Source organism: Pseudomonas sp. SJZ131 (assembly GCF_007828705.1).
Classification (GTDB): Bacteria; Pseudomonadota; Gammaproteobacteria; order Pseudomonadales; family Pseudomonadaceae; genus Aquipseudomonas; species Aquipseudomonas prosekii.
In genome coordinates this window covers 546,250-568,630 of record NZ_VIVC01000003.1, presented here as the reverse complement: position 1 = coordinate 568,630, position 22,381 = coordinate 546,250, and the positions used below count along the sequence as shown (strand labels likewise).

Sequence of the window (22,381 nt, the reverse complement as noted above, 5' to 3'; positions counted from 1 at the left end):
ATAACAACAAAAAACCGTCAAAGGGGCTTCACTAATGCGTAAACCAGAACTCGCCGCTGCAATCGCGGAAAAAGCAGACCTCACCAAAGAGCAGGCGAACCGCGTTCTCAACGCCGTTCTCGAAGAAATCACCGGCGCTCTGCACCGCAAGGACAGCGTCACGCTGGTAGGCTTCGGTACTTTCCTGCAACGCCACCGCGGCGCCCGCACCGGCAAAAACCCGCAAACCGGTGAGCCAGTCAAAATCAAGGCCAGCAACACCGTCGCGTTCAAGCCCGGCAAATCGTTGAAAGACAGCGTAAATCCATAACTGCGGCGAGCTCCCTGAATCACGGGGAGAACCGTATTGAAAGATGGGCCTGACGACCAAGTCGCAGGCCCATTTTTTATGCGCGGCGGCTTCACATGATCGAATCGATATCCAGATGAAATGGCGTACCGACTGCGTGCCCACCGGTCAGGGCAGCAATGACCTGTTCGTTGTCCTCGACGGCGGGCGGAGTTCTTGCCAGTTGTTCGGCGGCGGTGTTCGCGAGATTTTCCTTCCAGCGATTCAAGGTATCGGCGAGTAACTGCGGGTTTGTTGCCAGGAGCCCGTAAACATCGGCGCTACTGGCGACCTTGCGCAGCGTCGCCAGACGATCTCGGGTGACCTGCAGGTTGCCCTTTTCCGCGATGATGGCGTCAATTGCGCCTTGATGGGCACGCCGATAAGCATCGGGACGAGCCTCGCGGGAGGATTTTTCCAACTGGTTGATCATGCTCTGAATGGCGTCGCTCACCCATTTGAACTCGCGACTGGTGACGATCGGCCGCTTGTATTCGTGCGATTCCTGCCAGCGGCGCAGCGTTGCCCAACTGCTGGGGATATAACCGCCGACCATCAGGTGATTGAGTATGTAAACGCTCGGTTCAAAAGCCCGATGTTTCGGTAAACCGTTTTTCTGCTGAAGCAGTTCATTACAAGCGCGTTGGTTAATGCTCTCGCAGCCCGGCTGCCAGAGGATTGCAGCCTGATCGCCATTCTCGAACCTCACGGGCATGAAGTGATGCAGCTCGCCGTGGTGGGCGAACGCCTCACCGCTCAAATTGCTTACCCCCGCGAAGAACACCGAAACGCCGAGTGGCGCGTTGGCGAAGCCGACCGCAAGGCCGGCGCCCATCACTGCCGGTTTGGTATCCATTTGCGTGCCGGGCACGCTGGGGATCGGGTCGTTGTGGTTGACCATGCGGTGGTGGGTGAGGGCGCTGGCGCCATCGACGAAGGTTTGGTCCGCGGCGCGGGGGGCGCCGTAGGTGTAGAGGAGGATGTCGTAAGAGAAACCTGGTCGGCGGCGGAGCATTTCGGCGAGAAGCAACGCGATGGCACCGCCGAGGCTGTGGCCGGTGATGATGAGTTTTTGGTTGGAATGGAATTTATCGAGGTATTTGGTGGTGAACCTATAGACGACTTTAGCGGCTTCATAGAAACCTCGATGTGCTTGCCCAACTCCCTCTGCAAAAGGTACTTGATGCGCGTCGATATCACGCAGCAGGTCCCATGGATGATCATTGGTGCCGCGGACGGCGATTAAAATCAGCTCGTCGTGATGGGTGATGAAGGCTTGGGTATCGGTTCCTCCTTTTTCCTTGCTGTCGTCGAGAAAGTGAACATTGGCGGGATTTTCCTGCTCATCTCCTAAACCGTGGGCATTCGCTCGCGGGTAGTACTCAGGATCGAACGGAATAATCTCCAGACGTTTGGAATACGGAACGTCTTCATACAGCGGATAAAACGGCTTTTCAGTATTTTGTCCCGCGTCCACCTGCCAAATTTCCTCTCCGGTCGCCAGTGCGTCGCCGAACCAGTTGCCGCTGGTGGGCTTTGTAGGAAAAGCGACCTTCATTGCCGTTACCGGCTGCTCGTCAGGATCCTGACCGAACGGTGTGTAACTCAGGGTCGACATCAGCGCCAGTTGATAAAGGTTCAGCGCGCAGAACTCGTTGGCAGTAGAGAGCACTGGACGTAATGACCGCAGAGGGCGTACTTCGAGCACATGGTGTCGGTTGGGCAAGAGTCCGACGCCGAAACGTCTGGCTGTTTTCTGGTCGGTGCCCGACTCGCCCCTCGCACATATCGATTGCTGGCGCATCATGAACAGCACGTGGTTGGCGGGCTCGAAGTTACGCTTGGATAAGGGCGGTAAATGCGCCACCTGTTCAACCAGCTCGCTGACTTCCACTTGGCAGTAGAAATCGGTGGGTTCTTTTGCATGGCTGTTTCGCGTGCGTGCGCCGCTTTTATCGAAGAATCGGGTTTTCTCGGCGCGCACTTGAAGTTCGGTGATGGGCAGGGGGTAGTGCTCTCTCTCTTGCAAGAGCGAATAGCTTTTCTCACCCCCTTTGTACGCTTGATTGATCTTGAGGATCAGCGCACCTCGATAGTGATTATCTACCTTGCCGGAGCCGGTGGAATTGAGCCTGCCGGTGTGAAGGGTGTCTTCGTAATCGACGACTTCATAGGCCAGCCCGGCATAGGGTTTGCCGTCCCCGAATTCATCCACCAATTGAAAACTGGTTGAATGGCCACGCTTTGGACACGCATGGATGTCGCCACCCATGAACGGTTTATCGTGCTCTGGTATCGAGTTTGGCTTCACGGCTTCACCTCCGTGCTTTCTGTGCAGCCGGGATAAATGGTGCAGATGCGGCCATCCGGCATGCGAAAGGTGCTGAAGTCCTTATAGTTGCCGTAGCAAAAGCCGTATCGATCTTCAAAGTTGTCGCCCATGCAGCGCTTCCAGCCACCTGGTACCTTTACCCAAGTGTCGCCGGTTGAGGGTTTCTCTTCCTTGGCCAATTTGATCTTCAAACGTACAGTTTTGCCTGCCAGTTCACTCCAGTTGTATGTCACAAGGGGTTTGGGGCCAAATGGAACGTCTTGTGCGTCGGTATTGCGGCAGTTGAGAAGTTTCACAATTCGCCGCAACCCGCCGGCGGTGCGGAACGTCCACTGACACCTCCCGAAAAACTCGCTCTCGCCCGACGCATTGAAGGTGCCTCTGTATCGCTCATTAGGCTGTTGACCCACGAGAATCGCGCCGAAATCCCCCCCAACATCCCCTCGGTCTTTTCCGTAGGTCGCATTGATGTCCACCCTAATGCTGCTCAACGCGAGCAGACAGCCATTGACTGTCTGGTAGAGCTTGATCTGCGAATTGGGTTGGTACTCGGTACGCCACTCGCGGTTGAAGACGTCAGCCTTGTTTTCCTTTGCCGGCACAGTGCACGTCTGCCCAACAGCCGGTTTGTAACGCACCGTGGCAACGTACGCAAAGTTGGGCGGCAGGTCGGCGGCAAGGGTGAAGCTGTCGGTTTTCTCGATTGCCGAGCAGCCTGCGATGACTGCTAAACAACCGCTGAGTACCAAGGCTTGAATGGGGCGCTTCATAGAGGCGGCGTACTCCCCTCCATATAAGTTTCTTTGAAGGGTCATGGCTTTGCCTCTAAGTTTTCTGTGCAGCCGGGATATATGGTGCAGCTGCGGCCATCCGGCATGCGGAAGGTGCTGAAGTTCTTATGGTTGCCGTAACAAAACGCATACCCATCTTCGAAGTTTTCACCCATGCATCGCTTCCAGCCGCCAGGTACCTTGACCCAGGTGTCACCGATCGAGGGTTTCTCTTCTTCGACCAACTTGATCTTCAATCGAACAGTTTTGTGCGCCAATTCGTCCAAGGTGTACGTAACAAGGGGTTTGGGGCCGAACGGAACGTCTTGTGCATCGGTGTTGCGGCAGTCGAGAAGTTTCGTGATATATCGCCTAGGGCCGATTGTGCGAAACAACCACTGACACTCTCCGAAAAACTCACTCTCGCCCGACGCATTGAAGGTTCCTCTGTATCGCTCATTAGGCCGCTGACCCACGAGAATCGCGCCGAAATCCCCGCCAAAATCCCCTCGGTCCTTTCCGTAGGTCGCATTAATGTCCAGCCCTATGCTGCTCAACGCGAGCAGACAGCCATTGACTGTCTGGTAGAGCTTGATCTGCGAATTGGGTTGGTACTCGGTACGCCACTCGCGGTTGAAGACGTCAGCCTTGTTTTCCTTTGCCGGCACAGTGCACGTCTGCCCAACAGCCGGTTTGTAATAAACCGTGGCAACGTACGCAAAGTTGGGCGGCAGGTCGGCGGTGAGGGTGAAGCTGTCGGTTTTCTCGATAGCCGAGCAGCCTGCGATGACAGCCAAACTACAGCCGACGACCATGTGTTGAATCATGTCTTTCATAAGGCGGCATCTCCCTGCCAGTAACGCGCTTCCTGATACAGGCGCTCGAAGTGAGTGGTCGGAGTTTCCTCAGGCTGAGGGCTCCAGGACGTGGGAAGGGAAAAATCCGGCGCGTGCAACGTTTGCATCAGCAAGAAGTGCAGGTGTTCAGGTTCGCGCCAGCCCCAGGCATGGGCGAGGTCCAGCAGGTTGCGCAGCCATGCATTGACGTCCTGGTGCTGCGCAATCCTGGCAAAAGCGTCCGTGTGCTCGGCCATCAGATAGCGGTGAACGTTATCGAATTGCACGCTCGCGTAGGTCGCTTGCGGGGTGGGAATGGCCAGCCACGGTGGCTCGGCCGGCAGCGGCTGCGCGCCGGGATCGGGGTTGTTGGTGATCATCCACTGGTCATCGTGCCAGTAGCACACGCTGTCCAGCGGGCCGAGATATGTTGGATATTGCTCGGGTTGCAAATGCGCCAGGGCGCGTCCGAGCACGCGGTTATCGTGAAAGCGATAGAGCGCCTGATTCGGTCGCTCACCACTGATCAACCGTGCGCTCCAATGCCGGCTTATAGTCGCGATGTCATCGTCGGTGCTGGCCGCGAGCCAACCCCAATGCAGTTCAGGCGTTTCGAGCAGCGTTTTGAGGATCGGATGATCAGCCCTGTCGAGTCGAAAAATGTACGGCCCGTCGGCTGCCTGCGAACTGGCCGCTGTGCCGATGTAGACGCTACGGTATTGATCGGCTGTCAGGCCTTTGAGCAACGCGTCGCGCGCATCGAGTTGGCCATCGCAGTCCAGCATCAGATAAAGGCAATGACCCTGATCGGAATGCGCACGCAACCACTGTTCAGCAAGGATCATACGGTCGCCCCCATGCTGCATTGCCCATCGAGGCAGGCTTCGCAGAGCGGGCAGAAATCCGCAGCATGCTGGCGGGCGGCGGCGACGATGGAGCGCACTGTGCCGATGACGGGTTGCGCGGCGCCAGCCATCGCGGCGGACGGCAGCAGACCCGCCGCGGGCGATCCGCCCTGCACGATGTCGACGCTGCTGAAAATCCCGGCGGCGGTAATCAGCAAGTGATGACCACCAGCCATCAACGTCAGGCTCGCGCCTGCATCGATCACGATATTGGCGGCATTGAGGCTGGCCTGCGCACCCGCCTGAATCACCAGCGTGCCGCCCGCCGAGGTGCTGCTGTTGCCGGTGATGCTCAGCAACTCATTGCCGCCGATCACGGTTTCACGCATGCCTCGCGTGGTGTGCACCTCGTCGCCTTCGATCAGGCTGAGGCTATTGCAACTGACCTGGTGCCGCCGGTCGTGGCCAATCCGGGTGTTGCTGTCGTGGAGGATCAATTGTTCGAGATCGCGTTCGGCGCGCAGGTAGATTTGCTCCTGCCCGGCGCGGTCTTCAATCGACAGCTCGTTGTAGCCGCCGGTATGCGGCGAGCTGTTGCTGCGCAGCACGGTTCTGCTCTTATGCTCGGGCAAGGTGTATGGCACGGACGTGACTTTGTTGGCCACACAACCGGTAATCAGCGGTTGGTCGGGATCGCCTTCGAGGTAGGTGACCACGACTTCCATGCCGACGCGCGGAATTGTCACTGAGCCGAAACCTTCCCCCGCCCAATTGGACACGACGCGTAGCCAGCAACTGCTGCGCTCGCTGTCGAGCTCGGCGCGGTCCCAGTGAAATTCGACTTTGACGCGGCCGAATTCATCGCAGTAGATCTCTTCGCCGGCAGGTCCGGTGACGCGTGCAGTCTGGGTCACCAGCAAGGTTTTTCGGCTGCACATCCGTGGTCGGTAAAACATGTCCCACGGAATCGCGCTGAAGCTGTTGCGATAACCCTGAGTGAAACCGTCCTCAGGTTTCACGTCGCCGGTCAGCGTCTCTTCGAGTGCCTGGGGCTGGCGGCCAGTGTGCGTAACGCTTAATAACAGCCACAGGTCATTGCAGGTTTTGCGCGGGTGCCCGGTCAGGTCGAAAAAGTGACCGCTGCGCAGGCACGGCTGGTCGCTGCGGCCCTCGGCGATTTGGTAGTCGAAACGATGCCGCTCGAGGGCTTGTCGAGCCAGTTGCTTGCCGCGTTTTTCATTGTCGAGCTTCAGCGGGTAGCGATAATCCTCCAGCTCTGGGCTGAACTCGGCAGTGAAGCTGCTCTGCAGTAACAGGCTGGGCCGCTGCATGTCGTAGTCGCGGCGCGTCACGGTGCTGGTGCGCGTGCTGAAGCGCATGGAAAAACCGCTGACCACCGGATGCTCCGTGACCATGCCGCAATCCTGCTGATAGGGGGTTGCGCCCAATTTGCGGAAGTAGGTCTGGTCATCGGTGAACACCAGCAGGTGACCCTCGAGCGAATGCTGGTGATGCCAGGCGATACCGTCCTCGGCACACAGGCGCTGAATGAACTCGAAATCATTTTCTGCGTACTGCGTGCAGTATTCGCGCGGGGCAGCGGCACTGACATGGAAGGCAAACGCATCGGTTTGAATGCCGTGCCTCTCGAGCACTTGAGCGATGATTTGCGGCACCGTCAGATTCTGGAAAATCCGCTGGTGGTGGCTGAATTGCAAATAATGCAGCCCGGGCACCAGCGTCAGGTGATAGCGCGTCAGGCGTTTGCCCGTTTCCCCCATCACGACCTCTTCGATGCGACCGTGGATGCCTTCGCCTTCAAGGCCGAACTGCAAAAATGCAGGCTGACCGAGCAGGCTCTCCAAGTCGAAATCGTGGTTTTCGCTGATCAGCTCGACGTGAATGCCGTACAAACTGCTGACGGCTTCCGTGCCGTCGAATGCCAACACCTTGAAATCGTTGTGGACAGTAGGGATGTGGAGGGTGAAATGCGCCGTATTGGCCGGTCGAGACATACGCTTGTCCTTAAGCAGGAATGAGATAGCGCGCGATGCCCAAACCGTCCTTGGTCTGCGATCACGAGAGTTTCAGGCCACGCTATCAACTCGACAAACAAGAAAATGTAGGAGGGGTCCTAGACATCGGTCAGAGTGTTCCGGGATTAAATTCGGCGGTTTTAACAGAAGGGATTCTGGCCAATAACAGGCTGCAGTTTGGTCGTGATCTGAGATATCAAATCGCTCAAGGCGCAATTGATTAATGACGAAACGAAAGATGCCACTATTTTAATGGCACTTTTTTGTTTGCTGACGGTCCTTCATAAAATTGAAGTCAGATCGCGATAACTTTTAGGACGGATCCTACATTTATCTTCGGTGATTTTTGTCATTATCCGTTTCCGCCGGGAGAACTCAGCGGACAAAGGTTTCGAGTATTTGGAGTGATTGCTCTGAAAGCTGCCAAAAGAGTGCTGAAGCCCCCTAAACAGGGCATTAGATTGCCATCAGAGGGATTCCCTTACACATGTAGGGTTATCTCCTACAAGAATCACAGAACTGTTCGTCTTGTTGTTTGATCGGATGCTTGCTAGTGGCCATCATTGTGATTACGATGCGCCCACTTGAAAGAGCGCGAACTCAATTGGATGAGGACCTCGCAGCTCTTTGATACTGTCCGCCGCCGTTGCATTCAATTGGCGTGTGACCGTAATCCTAACTAAAGGCCATGGATGTCCTACTCAAGCAAACTTTCCGCCCATTATCTTGAACTCGCTAAAGCCTCTGTTTCCAAAGAGAATTTCGCGGGCGAGGACGTTCGCTTTTCAAGCGAATACGAGGCGTTGGAAAGCGAGCTGGCCAAGGCCCAGTCGATGCACGAAGCCGGGCAGATCGACTGGCTGAAAATCCGCGAAAACAGTGAAAACCTGCTGCGTACCCAGTCCAAGGATTTGCGTGTCGGCGCCTGGCTGACCTGGGCGTTGTACCAGCGCGAATCCTTCCAGGGACTGCTCGCCGGCCTCGGTTTGCTGCACCATCTGTCGGAAAACCACTGGGCTGAAGTCCATCCGATCAAGGCTCGCACTCGCTCCGCGGCCATCAGTTGGTTGGTGCCGCGTCTTGAGCAGGTGCTGACCGAAAACGTTGCGATCAAAGAGCAGTTGCCGATGTTCCGCCGGATGGTGGAACACCTCGAAGGCCTCGACGCTGCGTGCACCGAGCACTTGGGCGATGACGCGCCGCTGCTGCTGCCGATCTCCCGCCGCCTGAAAAACATGGTGCAACGCGCCGCTGACAACCAGCCGGAGCCCGGCGTGGTCGGGGCCGCCGTGGCCCAGGTCAAGCAGGCCGCGACGCAGCTGTTTACGCCCGGCGCGCCGATCGACAACGAAAAAGAAGCGCATAAAGCCCTGCGCGCGCAGCAGGAAAATGCCCGTCCGCTGTGTGCCTGGTGGCTCAAGCAGAAGGCCACCGACCTGCGCGCCTTGCGCCTCAACCGCACGCTGCTGTGGTTGCCCATCGACGCGGTGCCCGAACGCAATGCCGAGCAGATCACCATGTTGCGCGGCTTGCCGGCGGACAAGCTCAAGGCCTATCAGGATCGTTTCGATCAAGCCAAGTACGCAGACCTGTTGGTGGAACTGGAGGCCAGCCTTGCGAAGGCGCCGTTCTGGTTCGATGGCCAGCGAATGGTCTGGGAATGCCTTCAGGGGCTGAACGCCGAGATGGCTATGCGCGAAGTGGAAATCCACTTCGCGCTTTTGATTCAGCGACTGCCCGGCATCATCGAATTGCGTTTCCATGACGGCGCGCCGTTCGCCGACCCGGCCACCCGCGCCTGGGTCGCCGCGCACGTCATGCCGCACCTGCAAACCAACAGTGCGCCGCGCAAAGTCGAAGTTGCCGACAGCCAGCCCGCCTGGGAAGTGGCGCTCGAAGAAGTCTTGCCGATCCTGCGCAAGGACGGCCTCAAGGCTGCCGTGCAAATCCTCAAGCAAGGCCTGCAAAGCGCTCACGGCGGGCGCGTGCGGTTCTTCTGGCAGTTCGCCCTCGCGCGGCTGTGCTTCATGGCCAAGAAATACGAACTGGCCAAGACCCAACTCGAAACCCTCGACCAAACATTACAGGACTCAGGCCTGAGTGCCTGGGAGCCCGATCTTGCGCTGGAAGTGCTGCATTTGCTGCATAGCTGCTGCGAGTTGCTGCCGCAGAACCATGCCGTACGTGAACGCAAGGAAGAGATTTATCGCAGGCTGTGCCACCTCGATCTCGAAGTGGTACTCGAATAGGCCCCAGGGCCACAACCGCAAGGAGAAAAGCCATGGCCAAAGAAGGCTCGGTAGCCCCCAAGGAACGCATCAACGTCACCTTCAAACCCGCGACCGGCGGTGCTAATGAAGAGATCGAACTGCCGCTGAAACTGCTGGCAATCGGTGACTACACCCACCGCAAGGACGAACGCAAAGTCGAAGATCGCAAGCCGATCAGCATCGACAAGACGACCTTCGACGAAGTGCTCGCCAAGCAAGAGCTGAGCTTGTCGTTGAGCGTGCCGAACCGTCTTCAGGAAGAAGGCAGCACGGAAGAGCTGGGCGTGCAATTGCGCGTCAACTCGATGAAGGACTTCAACCCGGCCAGCCTGGTCGAGCAAGTGCCTGAGCTGAAAAAACTGATGGAACTGCGCGATGCGCTGGTGGCCCTCAAAGGCCCGCTGGGTAATGCGCCTGCGTTCCGCAAAGCTATCGAAGGCGTTCTCGCCGACGACGAATCCCGCGGTCGTGTACTGGGTGAGCTGGGTCTGAACGCCGCAGCCCAGGACGCCTGATTCCCTATCAGCCAAGGAAGCCAACACAATGAGCACTAGCGCAGCACAGCAAAAGAGCAAAGAGAATGGCGAATACAGCATTCTCGACAGCATCATCGCCGAAACCCGCCTGACGCCGGACGACGAAGCCTACGACATCGCCAAGCGCGGCGTGTCGGCGTTCATCGAAGAGCTGCTCAAGCCGCAGAACAACGGCGAGCCGGTCAAGAAGGCCATGGTCGACCGCATGATCGCCGAGATCGATGCCAAGCTCAGCCGCCAGATGGACGAAATCCTCCACCACCCGGATTTCCAGTCGCTGGAATCGTCGTGGCGTGGCCTGCAGTTGCTGGTCGATCGCACCAACTTCCGCGAAAACATCAAGATCGAAATCCTCAACGTCTCGAAAGAAGACCTGCTGGACGATTTCGAAGATTCGCCGGAAGTGATGCAGGCTGGTCTGTACAAGCACATCTACACCGCTGAATACGGTCAGTTCGGTGGTCAGCCAGTTGGCGCGATCATCGCTAACTACTACATGTCCCCAAGCTCGCCGGACGTGAAACTGATGCAGTACGTGTCCAGCGTAGCCTGCATGTCCCACGCGCCGTTCATTGCGGCGGCCGGTCCGAAGTTCTTCGGCCTGGAAAGCTTCACCGGTCTGCCGGACCTGAAGGATCTGAAAGATCACTTCGAAGGCCCGCAATTCGCCAAATGGCAGAGCTTCCGCGAGTCGGAAGACTCCCGTTACGTTGGCCTGACCGTGCCGCGTTTCCTGCTGCGCAACCCGTACGATCCGGAAGAAAACCCGGTCAAATCGTTCGTCTACAAAGAAACCGTCGCCAACAGCCACGAACACTACCTGTGGGGCAACACTGCCTACGCGTTCGGCACCAAGCTGACCGACAGTTTCGCCAAGTTCCGCTGGTGCCCGAACATCATCGGCCCGCAGAGCGGTGGCGCGGTTGAAGACCTGCCGTTGCACCACTTCGAAAGCATGGGCGAAATCGAAACCAAGATTCCTACGGAAGTCCTGGTCAGCGACCGTCGTGAATACGAACTGGCCGAGGAAGGCTTCATTTCCCTGACCATGCGCAAAGGCTCCGACAACGCGGCGTTCTTTTCCGCAAGCTCGGTGCAGAAGCCGAAAAACTTCGGCATCAGCGCAGAAGGCAAGGCTGCAGAACTGAACTACAAGCTCGGCACCCAACTGCCGTACATGATGATCGTCAACCGCCTGGCTCACTACTTGAAAGTGCTGCAGCGCGAGCAACTCGGTTCGTGGAAAGAACGTACCGACCTCGAGCTGGAACTCAACAAGTGGATCCGCCAGTACGTGGCCGACCAGGAAAACCCAAGCGCCGAAGTTCGTGGCCGTCGTCCACTGCGCGCTGCCCAGATCATCGTCAGCGATGTCGAAGGCGAGCCTGGCTGGTACCGCGTCAGCCTGAACGTGCGCCCGCACTTCAAGTACATGGGTGCAGATTTCACCCTGTCGCTGGTTGGCAAGCTGGACAAAGAGTAAACGGAGCTAACTCATGACTGGATACGGCAGCCTGTTCGAACGCCTGGGTGGCGACGCGCAGAAACGCGTCGGCTGGAGCCGCGAGGTCTCCGCGATGGCGTCCGTGGCTGCCCATCTGGCCAAGATGCTCAGCACCCGTGCGGGCAGCGTGCAAACGCTGTCCGATTACGGGTTGCCCGATCTCAATGACATGCGTCTGAGCCTGCACGACTCCCTGAGTCAGGCCCGTCTGGCGATCGAGAATTTCATCGAAGCCTACGAGCCACGCCTGAGCAATGTGCGTGTCATTTCCCTGCCGCGTGACCACGATCAACTGCGCCTGTCCTTCAGCATCGAAGGCCTGCTGGAAGTTGACGGTTTCAAGCGTCAGGTCAGTTTCGCCGCGCGCCTGGATGGCAGCGGTCAAGTGAAGGTCAACTAAGGAGACCCCGATGGCTGGTAAACCCGCAGCACGCGTCACCGACCCCACCGCTTGCCCGCTCCCCGGTCACAGCACCAACCCGATCGCCGCCGGTTCCGGCGACGTCTTCTTCGACGGCCTCGCGGCCGCCCGCCAAGGCGATGCCTCGGCGTGTGGTGGTGCGTTGGTCGGCGACCTTGCGACCACCGTTTTGATCAACGGCAAACCGGCCGCTACCGTGGGTTCGGTGGGTGCGCATGGCAACAAGGTCACCGCTGGATCCGGGACGGTGATTATCGGGAATTCACATACGCCGGTGCCGTTTGTGGCGCCGTTGCCGTTGGTGTTACCGGGCTTTGACGAACAGTTCATGCTAACCGACAAGTCCGGAGCGCCTATGGCCAACTCCCGCTACATGCTGGTGCGGGAGGATGGCACCCAAGAGGAAGGCGTGACCAATGAGCAGGGTCTGACTCACCGGGTGGCTCGTCACAAGCAGGCCGAGAAGATCGATATCTACATTGCATCGAGAGACTGATCAATGGGCGCTGATATCAAAACTACCGCTAGCGGAAACTTTGTGAAAGTTGCCGCTATGCAAAGTACTCCGACTAAGGAGCCTGGGCCAAAGCCCGTTGCGGTGGAGCATGGACTCACTGTGTTCCTTGGCGGTGCGGGCATGGTGGGTGCTTATAACGATGACATGGTTGCTGCATTCAAAGAGGCTGGCATTTTGAATGCGGTTTACGGTAACTATTCTTCTCTTGTAACTGGTTTGGATAAATATGTTCATGATTTCGCCGACATGCTCAGCGATGCATCTTCGGTAGTGCTTTACAATCAGGACGAAAAAGACCCGGTTGTTCTCGAGTATGGAGAACTGCAGAAGTGTGAATACGGCAACGAGTATATTGAGAAGAAATACTTGTTTGGTTGGATTACAGTCAGAAGCTACAAAGATGTTGTGTGTACACCGACCAGTGATTTGATGGCACTGAAAATTAGCCGCGACGTCAGAAAAATAAAAGCTACAGAGTTCCCTTTAAGTGCACTGCAGATAACCAAGCCACTTCCGAAAATCGGGCAGTTCAATATCGTGGGTTACTCCTGGGGGGCGGTCATCGCAGCACGCAGTGCCATCTATCATGCCCGTGCCGGCATCAAGGTCGATCACCTTGTGCTGATCGGCGCCCCAATCAACAAGAGTCTTAGGGACGCAGTCAGCACCCATCCGAATATCGGCAGTACCACCATCCTCGATCTCAAGGACAAAGGCGATCCCATTTACGCGGGGATTTCAGACGAAGAGCTGATGAGCGCTTCCGTCGAGTTGGGCAGGCAAATGCTGAACGGCGGCGGGCACTTTTATTATTCAGACGACAACGCCCAGGGAAAAGCCAGACGCCGAGAGTTGGCCAAACTTCTGTATGCGAAGGGGTTGCGCTAAGTGATTCGATACTTCTACCTGATCGTATCGGCGCTTTTGTTGCTGATGTCTTTTACGCATCCGCGCACGCAACAACCGAACAACTTAAGTTGGGGAGAATTCTCTTTACCCTCTGACTGGTATGAATGGCTATTTTTGTTTTGCACCCTATCTTTCATCCCCATGATGGGAGTGGCTCTTTATTACTTTCTCAAAGGCATAACTTTATCTCTGAAACAGAAAAGTTTGCGAGCAGGCTATTCGGCGCTGCTGGTTTCTATTGCAGTGTCCATCGCGCTTTATAGTTTTAATAAGTGGGTATTCCGTGAGCTGTTTTAGAGGCGGTTCAGCGAAAGAAAAATTCGAGCTTATTGATTTTAAGGGCCGTGGCTGATGAAAACGGGAAATACATGCCGCTCGGTGGCAAGACAAGTCGTATTCGTGAAAGCAGTTGGCCAATTCGCTCACAAAACAGGCAGGTAACCCGTGTCCTTTAACCACTACTACCAAAGCGAACTCACCGCACTTCGCCAGTTAGGTCGTCGATTCGCCGAGCGTAGCCCGGCGTTGGCGCCTTTCCTCGGTCAGGCCGGGCGGGATCCGGACGTGGAGCGGTTGCTGGAAGGCTTTGCGTTCCTGACTGGCCGCCTGCGCCAAAAGCTCGATGACGAGCTGCCGGAACTCAGCCATTCGCTGATGCACCTGCTGTGGCCCAATTACATGCGGCCGCTGCCGGCGTTCAGCATTTTGCAGTTTGATCCGCTGAAACGTTCGGGTCCTGCGTTGATGGTCGAGCGTGACACGCCGGTTGAAAGCGTGCCGATCGATGACGTGCGTTGCCGCTTTCGCACGTGCTACCCGACCGAAGTCTTGCCGCTGGATCTGGCCGCGCTGAATTACTCGGTGAAGGGCGATGGTTCGCTGTTGAGCCTGCGCCTGCAGATGAGCGCCGACGGCCACCTCGGCGAGCTCGACCTGAGCCGTTTGCGCCTGCACTTCGCCGGCGAGCGCTACATCAGCCAGATGTTGTACTTGAGCCTGCTGCGCAATCTGCAAGGCATCGAACTGATCCCGCTGGATGGCGCCGGCAAGCCGATCAATGGCGTCAACGGTGTACCGATGGCGTTCAAGATGCCCGGCGACCGTGTGCAACCGGTAGGTTTTGCCGAAGAAGAAGCGCTGATTCCGTACCCGCTCAACACCTTCCGCGGCTACCGCTACCTGCAAGAATATTTCGCCTTCCAGGACAAATTCCTGTTCGTCGATGTCAACGGTCTGGACCTGCTCAACGCCTTGCCGGAAGACACGCTCAAGCAAGTGCGCGGGCTCGAATTGCGCTTCGATATTCGCAAGAGCGGCATCCAGCGCCTGCGCCCGACGCTGGACAACGTGAAGCTCTATTGCACGCCGATCGTCAACCTGTTCAAGCACGATGCGCTGCCGATTCGCCTCGATGGCAAACAGGACGAATACCTGTTGCTGCCGGCCGAATACGACTTGGAAAACTGCGGCGTGTTCTCCGTGGAAACCGTCACGGGATGGAAGCCTGGCGGCCTCGGTTATCAGGAATACGTGCCGTTCGAATCGTTCGAGCACGACCCGAGTTTCGACGTGCCCAACAGCCGCCCGCACTACAGCATCCGCCAGCGTTCGTCGTCGCTGCATGACGGCCTCGACACCTACCTGAGCTTCGGCATCCGCCACACCGAAGCGCACGAAACCCTGTCGATCGAGCTGATGTGCACCAACCAGAACCTGCCGCGCAAGCTCAAGCTCGGCGACATCAGCCAGGCGTGCGAAGAGACGCCGGAGTTCCTCAGTTTCCGCAACATCACCCCGGCCACGCCGAGTTACGCGCCGCCGCTGAACCGCGACTTCCTGTGGAAGCTGATCAGCAACATGTCGCTTAACTATTTGTCGCTGGCCGACGTCAACGCGTTGAAGGTGATTCTCGAAACCTACGACCTGCCGCGCTATTACGACCAACACGCTGAAAAAGTCAGCAAGCGCCTGCTGGGCGGGCTCAAGTCGATCAAGCATCAACACGTCGACAGATTGCACCGAGGGTTGCCGGTACGCGGGTTGCGCACCGAGCTGACCATCGACCCGGAAGGGTATATCGGCGAGGGCGACCTGTTCGTTTTCGCTTCAGTTCTCAACGAGTTTTTCGCGCTTTACGCCAGTCTCAATTCGTACCACGAGCTGCGCGTAAAAAGCACACAGGGAGAGGTGTACCAATGGACACCACGTATGGGCCTTCAGCCGCTGCTTTAAGCGGACTGACCCGAGGAATACGCGAGTACTCGCTGTTTCAGGCCGTGCTGCTGGTGGTCGATCGATTGCGCGACGCGCACCCGCACATGAGCCAGGACGATCTGTACGATCAGCTGGAATTCCAGGCCAATCCGAGCCTCGGTTTCCCCGGCAGTGACGTCGATCGCGTGGAGTTTTTCACCGAGCACGGGCAACTGCGCGCGCGCATGCGTTTCAACCTGATCGGCCTGGTCGGTTCCGGCTCGCCGCTGCCAGCGTTCTACGGCGAACAAGCCTTGGGCGACAGCGAGGACGGCAACCCGACGCGACACTTTCTCGACCTGTTCCACCATCGCCTGCAACGGCTGATGCTGCCGATCTGGCGCAAGTATCGCTATCGCGCCAGTTTCGAAAGCGGCGCGCTCGACCCGTTCTCCGCGCAACTGTTTGCGCTGATCGGCCTGGGCGGCGAAGAGATCCGCAAAGCCAAGGAACTCAACTGGAAACGCCTGCTGCCGTACCTCGGCCTGCTCAGCTTGCGCGCGCACTCGGCGGCGCTGATCGAAGCGGTGCTGCGTTACTACTTCAAGCACGCCGAACTGACCATCGAGCAGTGCATCGAGCGTCGCGTGGAAATTCTCGACGAGCAGCGCAATCGTTTGGGACGTGCCAACAGCATGCTCGGCGAAGACCTGGTGCTGGGCGAACACGTGCGTGATCGCAGCGGCAAATTCCGCATCCACATCCGCGAGCTCGACTGGTTGCGTTTTCACGAATTCCTGCCGATCGGTTTCGGCTACCAGCCGCTGTGCGCGCTGGTGCGGTTCACCCTGCGTGACCCGCTCGATTACGACATTCGCCTGGTCTTGCGCCAGGAAGAAATCCGCGAACTGCGCATTGGTGAGCAGAACGCCTGTCGCCTGGGATGGACCAGTTGGCTCGGCCGCGAAAAAGCGGACGGCGTGGTGACCCTGGGCAGCAAAATTCATTAAGGACGGATGACCAATGAGCAACGTAGACCTGCAACAACTGATTCAGGCGCTGGACGCCGAAACCCGTCGTGACCTCGAAAGCTCGGCCGAACGCTGCGTCGCCCGTGGCGGCAGCAAAATCCTCGTCGAAGACTTGCTGCTGGGCCTGCTGGAGCGCCCGCAAGGCTTGCTCGCACGCGCGTTGCAAGATGCCGAAATCGACGCCGGCGAACTCAGCGCCGCCCTGCAATCGCGGGTCGAGCACAGCGCCTCGCGCAACCCGGTGTTCGCCCCGGAACTGGTGCAATGGCTGCAAGACGCCTTGCTGGTGGCCAACCTCGAACTGGGCCAGACCCAAGTCGAGCAAGCCGCGCTGATCCTTGCGCTGCTGCGCAACCCGATGCGCTACGCCGGCAGCCGCTACCAGGCATTGCTGGCGAAACTGAACATCGAGCGCCTGAAAGAATTCGCGCTGTCGCAGAAAGAACAACCGGCCAATGGCAAACCGGCCGCACAGGGCGAATCGCTGCTCGAGCGCTTCACCCACAACCTGACCCAACAGGCCCGCGACGGCAAACTCGACCCGGTGCTGTGCCGCGATGGCGCGATTCGGCAGATGATCGACATCCTCGCCCGTCGGCGCAAAAACAACCCGATCGTGGTCGGTGAGGCCGGCGTCGGTAAAACTGCGATCGTTGAAGGTCTGGCCTCGCGCATCGCCGCCGGTGAAGTGCCGCAGGTGTTGAAAGGTGTCGAGTTGCTGTCGCTGGACATGGGCCTGTTGCAGGCCGGCGCCAGCGTCAAAGGTGAATTCGAACGTCGCCTCAAAGGTGTGATCGACGAAGTCAAAGCCTCGCCGAAACCAATCATCATCTTCATCGACGAAGCGCACACGCTGATCGGCGCTGGCGGTAATGCCGGCGGCTCCGATGCGGCCAATTTGCTCAAGCCAGCCCTGGCGCGTGGCGAATTGCGCACCATCGCCGCGACCACTTGGGCGGAGTACAAGAAATACTTCGAAAAAGACCCGGCGCTGGCCCGGCGTTTCCAACCGGTGCAGTTGCACGAACCGACCGTCAGCGAAGCGGTGACCATCCTTCGCGGCTTGGCCCAGGTCTACGAAAAGAGCCACGGCATCTACCTGCGCGATGACGCAGTGGTCGCCGCCGCCGAACTGTCCGCGCGCTACCTCGCCGGTCGGCAACTGCCGGACAAAGCCGTCGACGTCCTCGATACTGCGTGCGCGCGCGTGCGCATCAGCCTCGCCGCCGCCCCGGAAAGCCTCGAACGCCTGCGCGGCGAACTGGCTGAAGGTGGCCGTCAGCGTCAGGCCCTGCGCCGCGATGCCGAGGCTGGTTTGCTGATCGATCTCGAAGCGCTCGAAGCGCTGGAAGATCGCCTGGCTGCCGCCGAAGACGAAAGTGTTGCGCTGGAAGCGCTGTGGACCGAACAGAAAGAACTCGCCGAGCGCCTGCTCGACCTGCGCCAGCAACTGGCAAAGGCGCGTGAAGCTGCGGCCGTCGAGCCGACTGTCACGGTTGAAGAAGACGCCGAAGGCACGGTGATCGAAACCCTCGAAGTGCCGGTCGACGAAGCGCAAAGCGTCGCGTCGCTGGAAGCTGCGCTCAATGAAACGCACAAAGCCCTGACCGACTTGCAGCTCAAAGACCGTCTGGTCAGCTTCGAAGTGTGTCCGCGTCTGGTCGCCGAAGTGATCAGCGCCTGGACCGGCGTGCCGTTGGCGCAATTGGCCCGCGAGCACAACGCCAAAGTCGCCAGTTTCGCCACCGATTTGCGCGTGCGCATTCGTGGTCAGGAGCAAGCCGTACACGCCCTGGACCGCTCGATGCGCGCCACCGCTGCCGGCCTGAACAAGCCTGATGCGCCGGTTGGCGTGTTCCTGCTGGTCGGCCCGAGCGGCGTCGGCAAAACCGAAACCGCGCTGGCTCTCGCGGACCTGCTGTACGGCGGTGATCGTTTCATCACCACCATCAACATGTCCGAGTTCCAGGAGAAGCACACCGTCTCGCGCCTGATCGGTGCGCCGCCGGGCTATGTCGGTTACGGCGAGGGCGGCATGCTCACCGAGGCAGTGCGGCAGAAACCGTACTCGGTGGTGCTGCTCGATGAAGTCGAAAAAGCCGACCCGGACGTGCTCAACCTGTTCTACCAAATCTTCGACAAAGGCGTGGCCAACGACGGCGAAGGGCGCGAGATCGACTTCCGCAACACGTTGATCCTGATGACCTCGAACCTGGGCAGCGACCTGATCAGCGAACTCTGCGAAAACGGCGAACGGCCAAGCGCCGAAGTGCTCGAAGAAACCATTCGCCCGGTGCTCAGCAAACACTTCAAACCGGCGTTGCTGGCGCGGATGCGCGTGATCCCGTACTTCCCGGTCGGTGGCCCGGTGTTGCGCGAGCTGATCGAGATCAAACTCGGTCGTCTGGGCGAGCGCCTGAATCGCCGTCAACTGGCATTCAGCTGGTGCCAGAACCTCGTCGATCACCTCGCCGAGCGTTGCACCCAAAGCGACAGCGGTGCGCGTCTGATCGACCATTTGCTCGACCTGCACGTGCTGCCGCTGGTGGCCGACCGCTTGCTCGATGCGATGGCCACCGGCGAAAGCCTCAAGCGCGTGCACGCGACGCTCGACGGCAACGCCAGCGTGATTTGCGAGTTCGCCTGAGGTGGGTGTGATGTTCACTCAAGTGCCGCAACCGCTGGCCTACGCCGAAGCCTTGCTGGCGCAGTTCGCCAGCCTGTCGCGCGCGGCGGACGGTGCTGCGCTGCTGGGTGACTTCGTGTGCGGTTTGGCCGAACTCAGCGGTTGCGAGCTGACCCAGTTGTACTTGCTGGACGCCACGCACACGTGCCTTGGAATGAACGCCGAGTGCCTCGACGGCGTGCTGCAACCGCGCGAATCGGCGAGCCTGCCGGCGGATTACAACGGTGAGCAACTGCTGCAATTTGCGCTGTGCCAGAACCGCGTGGTGTGCCTCAGCGAATTGAGCGGCAGCCTGCACGAAACCACGTTTTTGCCGAGTCAGGCGACGCCATGGCAATCGCTGCTGTGCGTGCCGCTGTTCAATCAGCAGAAGAAGGCCGTTGAAGGCTTGCTGCTGTGCGCCAGCCGCCGGCACATCGATTTGCAGGGTTTTGCCGATTCGCTCGGGCAACTCGGTTCGTTCGTGCTCGGCCAATTGCAATTGCTGCAACGTTTGCGGCAACCCGCCAGTGCGGCGACGCCGGTCACTCGCAGCGTGCCGAGCATCAGCGGTTACGGCTTGATCGGCAAAAGCGCGGCGATGCGCCAGACCTGTTCGCTGATCAGCAAAGTCCTGCACAGCCCTTACACCGTGCTGCTGCGCGGCGAAACCGGCACCGGCAAGGAAGTCGTCGCGCGGGCGATCCACGATTGCGGGCCGCGTCGTTCGCAAGCGTTCATCGTGCAGAACTGCGCGGCGTTTCCGGAAAACCTGCTGGAAAGCGAACTGTTCGGCTACCGCAAAGGCGCCTTCACCGGCGCCGACCGCGACCGCGCCGGGCTGTTCGATGCGGCCAATGGCGGGACCTTGTTGCTCGACGAAATCGGCGACATGCCGTTGTCGCTGCAAGCCAAGTTGTTGCGGGTTTTGCAGGAAGGCGAGATTCGGCCGCTGGGCTCCAACGACACGCACAAGATCGACGTGCGCATCATCGCCGCGACGCACCGGGACCTGGCGGTGCTGGTCAGCGAAGGCAAGTTCCGCGAGGACTTGTATTACCGCCTCGCGCAGTTCCCGATCGAGTTGCCGGCATTGCGTCAGCGCGAGGGCGACATCCTCGACCTGGCCCGGCACTTCGCCGACAAGGCCTGCTCGTTCCTGCAACGCGATGCGGTGCGCTGGTCGGATGCGGCGCTGGATCATCTGTCCGGCTACAACTTCCCCGGCAACGTGCGCGAACTCAAAGGGCTGGTCGAACGCGCGGTGCTGTTGTGCGAGGGCGGCGAGTTGCTCGCCGAACACTTTTCGCTGCGCATGGAAGCCATGCCCGAAGACAACAGCGGCCTGAACTTGCGCGAACGTCTGGAGCAGGTCGAGCGCAGTCTGCTGCTCGATTGCCTGCGCAAAAACGACGGCAACCAGACCCTCGCCGCCCGCGAACTGGGCCTGCCACGCCGGACACTGCTGTACCGCCTCGGTCGCCTGAATATCAACCTGGGTGATTTCGATGGTTAACCCAAAACAAATTCTTCAGGTGAGCGCGATTCCTGTGGTGAGCAGGTTCTCTGTGGCGAGGGGGCTTGCCCCCGTTCGGCTGCGCAGCAGTCGCAATCCGGTCAACGCGGTTTGCCTGAGGACGCTCGGCAGCCAGTTTTGGGGCCGCTTCGCGACCCAACGGGGTGGTGCGGCATTCCGACAAGCCCCCTCGCCACAGGCGTCCGGCTCAAAGTCCCTGACCAGAGCCTTGAAACCCACCTTATTCGCTTCTAACAGCGCCATCCGCAAGGGTCGGCGCTTTGTACTTTATCTACCTCTGGAGACCCTCTGATGCCTGTTCGTCACTGGCAAGCCGTCCTGTTGACCCTCGTCGTTCTATGCGGCCTCGGCGGCTGTAGCGGCAATTACAAATTCAACGACAACACCTATCGCCCATTGGGTGATCCGCAGGCGGTCAATCGCGGCAAGTGACCGCAAGGAGCATCATCATGGAACTGGTTTTCGAAATGCTGAACACCAAGCAGTTCGTGCCCACGGATTTGTGCCAGAAGACCTTCAAGCAGGCTGGCGGCGTGATTGGCCGAGGCGACGATTGCGACTGGATAATTCCGGATCGCAAGCGTCACCTGTCCAACCACCACGCGCTGATCAGCTACCGCGAGGGCACGTTTTACCTGACCGATACCAGCAGCAACGGGATCCAGGACAGCGGCAGCGGCGCGCGCCTGCGCAAGGGCGAAGCGATGCAGATCGAGCACGGTAGCGTTTACGTGCTGGGTGACTTCGAGATACGCGCGCGTCTGGTGCGCGACCCGGCGATGTTCGACGTCGAAGTCGGCCGCCCGCAAGCGGCGGGCAGCATCATTCCGGACGACGCCTTTCTCGACCTCGATCCGCTGAATGCGCTCGACCAGCAAGAGCGCGTCTACTCCGAAATCGACGAGCTGATCTCGCCACGCGCGGCGCCCGAAGACACCCGACAACGCGCCGACTATGCGCGCATTGACATGGAAAGCCTGATGGTTCCGGAGCTGATCGAAGCCCCGGCCGAACCGGTTCCGGCACCCGCGCCGAAACCGGTCGAGCGCCAGAGCGAAGGTTTCTGGGAGCACTTCGGCGCCGCGTTGGGCGTCGATCTCAAAGGCCTCGACCACGACGCCCGCGAAGCCCTGGCACTGAACGCCGCGCGCCTGCTCAAGCAAAGCGTCGGCGGTTTGCAGCAGAGCCTGCGCACCCGCAGCGAGCTGAAAAACGAACTGCGTCTGGCGCAGACCATCGTTCAGGGCAACAACAAGAATCCGCTGAAATTTGCCGTCGATGCCGGCGAAGCGCTGGGCATTCTGTTGCAGCCGAACAAACCGGGCCAGTTGCCGGCCGAGCAAGCGATCTCGCGTTCGTTCCGCGACCTGCAAGCCCACCAGGTGGCGCTGCTGACCGCCAGCCGCGCCGCCGTTCGCGGCACGCTGGAGCACTTCTCGCCCGAGCAACTGACCTTGCGTTTCGAGCGCGACAACAAGCCGCTGATGGCCACTTCCGGCAGCCGCTGGAGAGCCTACGGGCGTTATCACCAGGCCCTGCGCCAGGACGATGACTGGAGCGAACGCCTGTTGGCGCGCGACTTCGCCCAGGCTTACGAAGAACAGATTCGCCTGATTTCCACCCTTCACACCGACCACCAAGGATGATCCGC

General features: G+C 59.1%; 19 protein-coding genes. 14 read left to right on the top strand and 5 right to left on the bottom strand.

Annotated features, from left to right (window positions below; genetic code table 11):
• Nucleotides 1-34 precede the first annotated feature (34 nt).
• Entirely contained in the window at nt 35-310 is a 276-nt protein-coding gene (locus tag FBY12_RS16850) for an HU family DNA-binding protein (RefSeq protein WP_003213368.1), read from the top strand.
• Between the two features lie 91 nt (nt 311-401).
• Here the strand turns inward: FBY12_RS16850 and FBY12_RS16845 are convergent, their stop codons facing one another.
• From FBY12_RS16845 to tssI, 5 genes are read right to left on the bottom strand one after another with little or no spacing between them, the layout of a single operon-like run.
• Nucleotides 402-2,639: a lipase family protein gene (locus tag FBY12_RS16845; protein WP_306092827.1), complete on the bottom strand. Its 2,238-nt coding sequence runs from the start codon at nt 2,637-2,639 to the stop codon at nt 402-404.
• Complete coding sequence (locus FBY12_RS16840; RefSeq protein ID WP_145254134.1) at nt 2,636-3,430, bottom strand: hypothetical protein; 795 nt, start codon at nt 3,428-3,430, stop codon at nt 2,636-2,638. Before FBY12_RS16840 ends, FBY12_RS16845 begins: the two co-directional genes overlap by 4 nt.
• Nucleotides 3,431-3,471: 41 nt before the next feature.
• On the bottom strand, nt 3,472-4,266 hold the full coding sequence (locus tag FBY12_RS16835) for a hypothetical protein (RefSeq protein WP_145254131.1): 795 nt from the start codon (nt 4,264-4,266) through the stop codon (nt 3,472-3,474).
• Nucleotides 4,263-5,111, bottom strand: a complete 849-nt coding sequence (locus FBY12_RS16830; RefSeq protein WP_145254128.1) for a DUF4123 domain-containing protein — start codon at nt 5,109-5,111, stop codon at nt 4,263-4,265. Before FBY12_RS16830 ends, FBY12_RS16835 begins: the two co-directional genes overlap by 4 nt.
• Complete coding sequence (gene tssI / locus FBY12_RS16825; protein WP_145254125.1) at nt 5,108-7,126, bottom strand: type VI secretion system tip protein VgrG; 2,019 nt, start codon at nt 7,124-7,126, stop codon at nt 5,108-5,110. Before tssI ends, FBY12_RS16830 begins: the two co-directional genes overlap by 4 nt.
• 713 nt (nt 7,127-7,839) lie before the next feature.
• Here tssI and tssA point away from each other — a divergent pair.
• From tssA to tagH, 13 genes are all read left to right on the top strand, one after another.
• On the top strand, nt 7,840-9,396 hold the full coding sequence (gene tssA, locus FBY12_RS16820; RefSeq protein WP_121732356.1) for a type VI secretion system protein TssA: 1,557 nt from the start codon (nt 7,840-7,842) through the stop codon (nt 9,394-9,396).
• Between the two features lie 32 nt (nt 9,397-9,428).
• Entirely contained in the window at nt 9,429-9,932 is a 504-nt protein-coding gene (gene tssB, locus FBY12_RS16815) for a type VI secretion system contractile sheath small subunit (protein ID WP_092276020.1), read from the top strand.
• 28 nt (nt 9,933-9,960) lie between these two features.
• Complete coding sequence (gene tssC, locus FBY12_RS16810; protein WP_092276023.1) at nt 9,961-11,436, top strand: type VI secretion system contractile sheath large subunit; 1,476 nt, start codon at nt 9,961-9,963, stop codon at nt 11,434-11,436.
• A 13-nt stretch (nt 11,437-11,449) separates the two neighbouring features.
• The gene (gene tssE / locus FBY12_RS16805; RefSeq protein ID WP_092276026.1) at nt 11,450-11,857 is read left to right on the top strand and encodes a type VI secretion system baseplate subunit TssE; all 408 of its coding nucleotides are present in this window, start codon (nt 11,450-11,452) and stop codon (nt 11,855-11,857) included.
• 10 nt (nt 11,858-11,867) lie between these two features.
• A complete protein-coding gene (locus tag FBY12_RS16800) occupies nt 11,868-12,374 on the top strand; it encodes a PAAR domain-containing protein (RefSeq protein ID WP_121732355.1) in 507 nt (168 codons plus the stop codon).
• 3 nt (nt 12,375-12,377) lie between these two features.
• On the top strand, nt 12,378-13,283 hold the full coding sequence (locus tag FBY12_RS16795) for a hypothetical protein (protein ID WP_121732354.1): 906 nt from the start codon (nt 12,378-12,380) through the stop codon (nt 13,281-13,283).
• Nucleotides 13,284-13,601: a hypothetical protein gene (locus FBY12_RS16790; RefSeq protein ID WP_145254122.1), complete on the top strand. Its 318-nt coding sequence runs from the start codon at nt 13,284-13,286 to the stop codon at nt 13,599-13,601.
• A gap of 147 nt (nt 13,602-13,748) precedes the next feature.
• Complete coding sequence (tssF, locus tag FBY12_RS16785) at nt 13,749-15,536, top strand: type VI secretion system baseplate subunit TssF (protein ID WP_092276045.1); 1,788 nt, start codon at nt 13,749-13,751, stop codon at nt 15,534-15,536.
• Nucleotides 15,500-16,507: a type VI secretion system baseplate subunit TssG gene (tssG, locus tag FBY12_RS16780; protein ID WP_101208411.1), complete on the top strand. Its 1,008-nt coding sequence runs from the start codon at nt 15,500-15,502 to the stop codon at nt 16,505-16,507. The genes tssF and tssG overlap by 37 nt, the downstream gene beginning before the upstream one ends.
• Nucleotides 16,508-16,520: 13 nt before the next feature.
• Nucleotides 16,521-19,175: a type VI secretion system ATPase TssH gene (gene tssH / locus FBY12_RS16775; RefSeq protein ID WP_145254119.1), complete on the top strand. Its 2,655-nt coding sequence runs from the start codon at nt 16,521-16,523 to the stop codon at nt 19,173-19,175.
• A 10-nt stretch (nt 19,176-19,185) separates the two neighbouring features.
• On the top strand, nt 19,186-20,709 hold the full coding sequence (locus tag FBY12_RS16770; protein ID WP_145254117.1) for a sigma-54-dependent Fis family transcriptional regulator: 1,524 nt from the start codon (nt 19,186-19,188) through the stop codon (nt 20,707-20,709).
• A 312-nt stretch (nt 20,710-21,021) separates the two neighbouring features.
• A complete protein-coding gene (locus FBY12_RS16765; RefSeq protein WP_092276060.1) occupies nt 21,022-21,162 on the top strand; it encodes a type VI secretion protein in 141 nt (46 codons plus the stop codon).
• A 17-nt stretch (nt 21,163-21,179) separates the two neighbouring features.
• Nucleotides 21,180-22,376 (top strand): type VI secretion system-associated FHA domain protein TagH, encoded by a 1,197-nt coding sequence (tagH, locus tag FBY12_RS16760; RefSeq protein ID WP_092276063.1) that lies wholly within the window; start codon nt 21,180-21,182, stop codon nt 22,374-22,376.
• Nucleotides 22,377-22,381 lie beyond the last annotated feature (5 nt).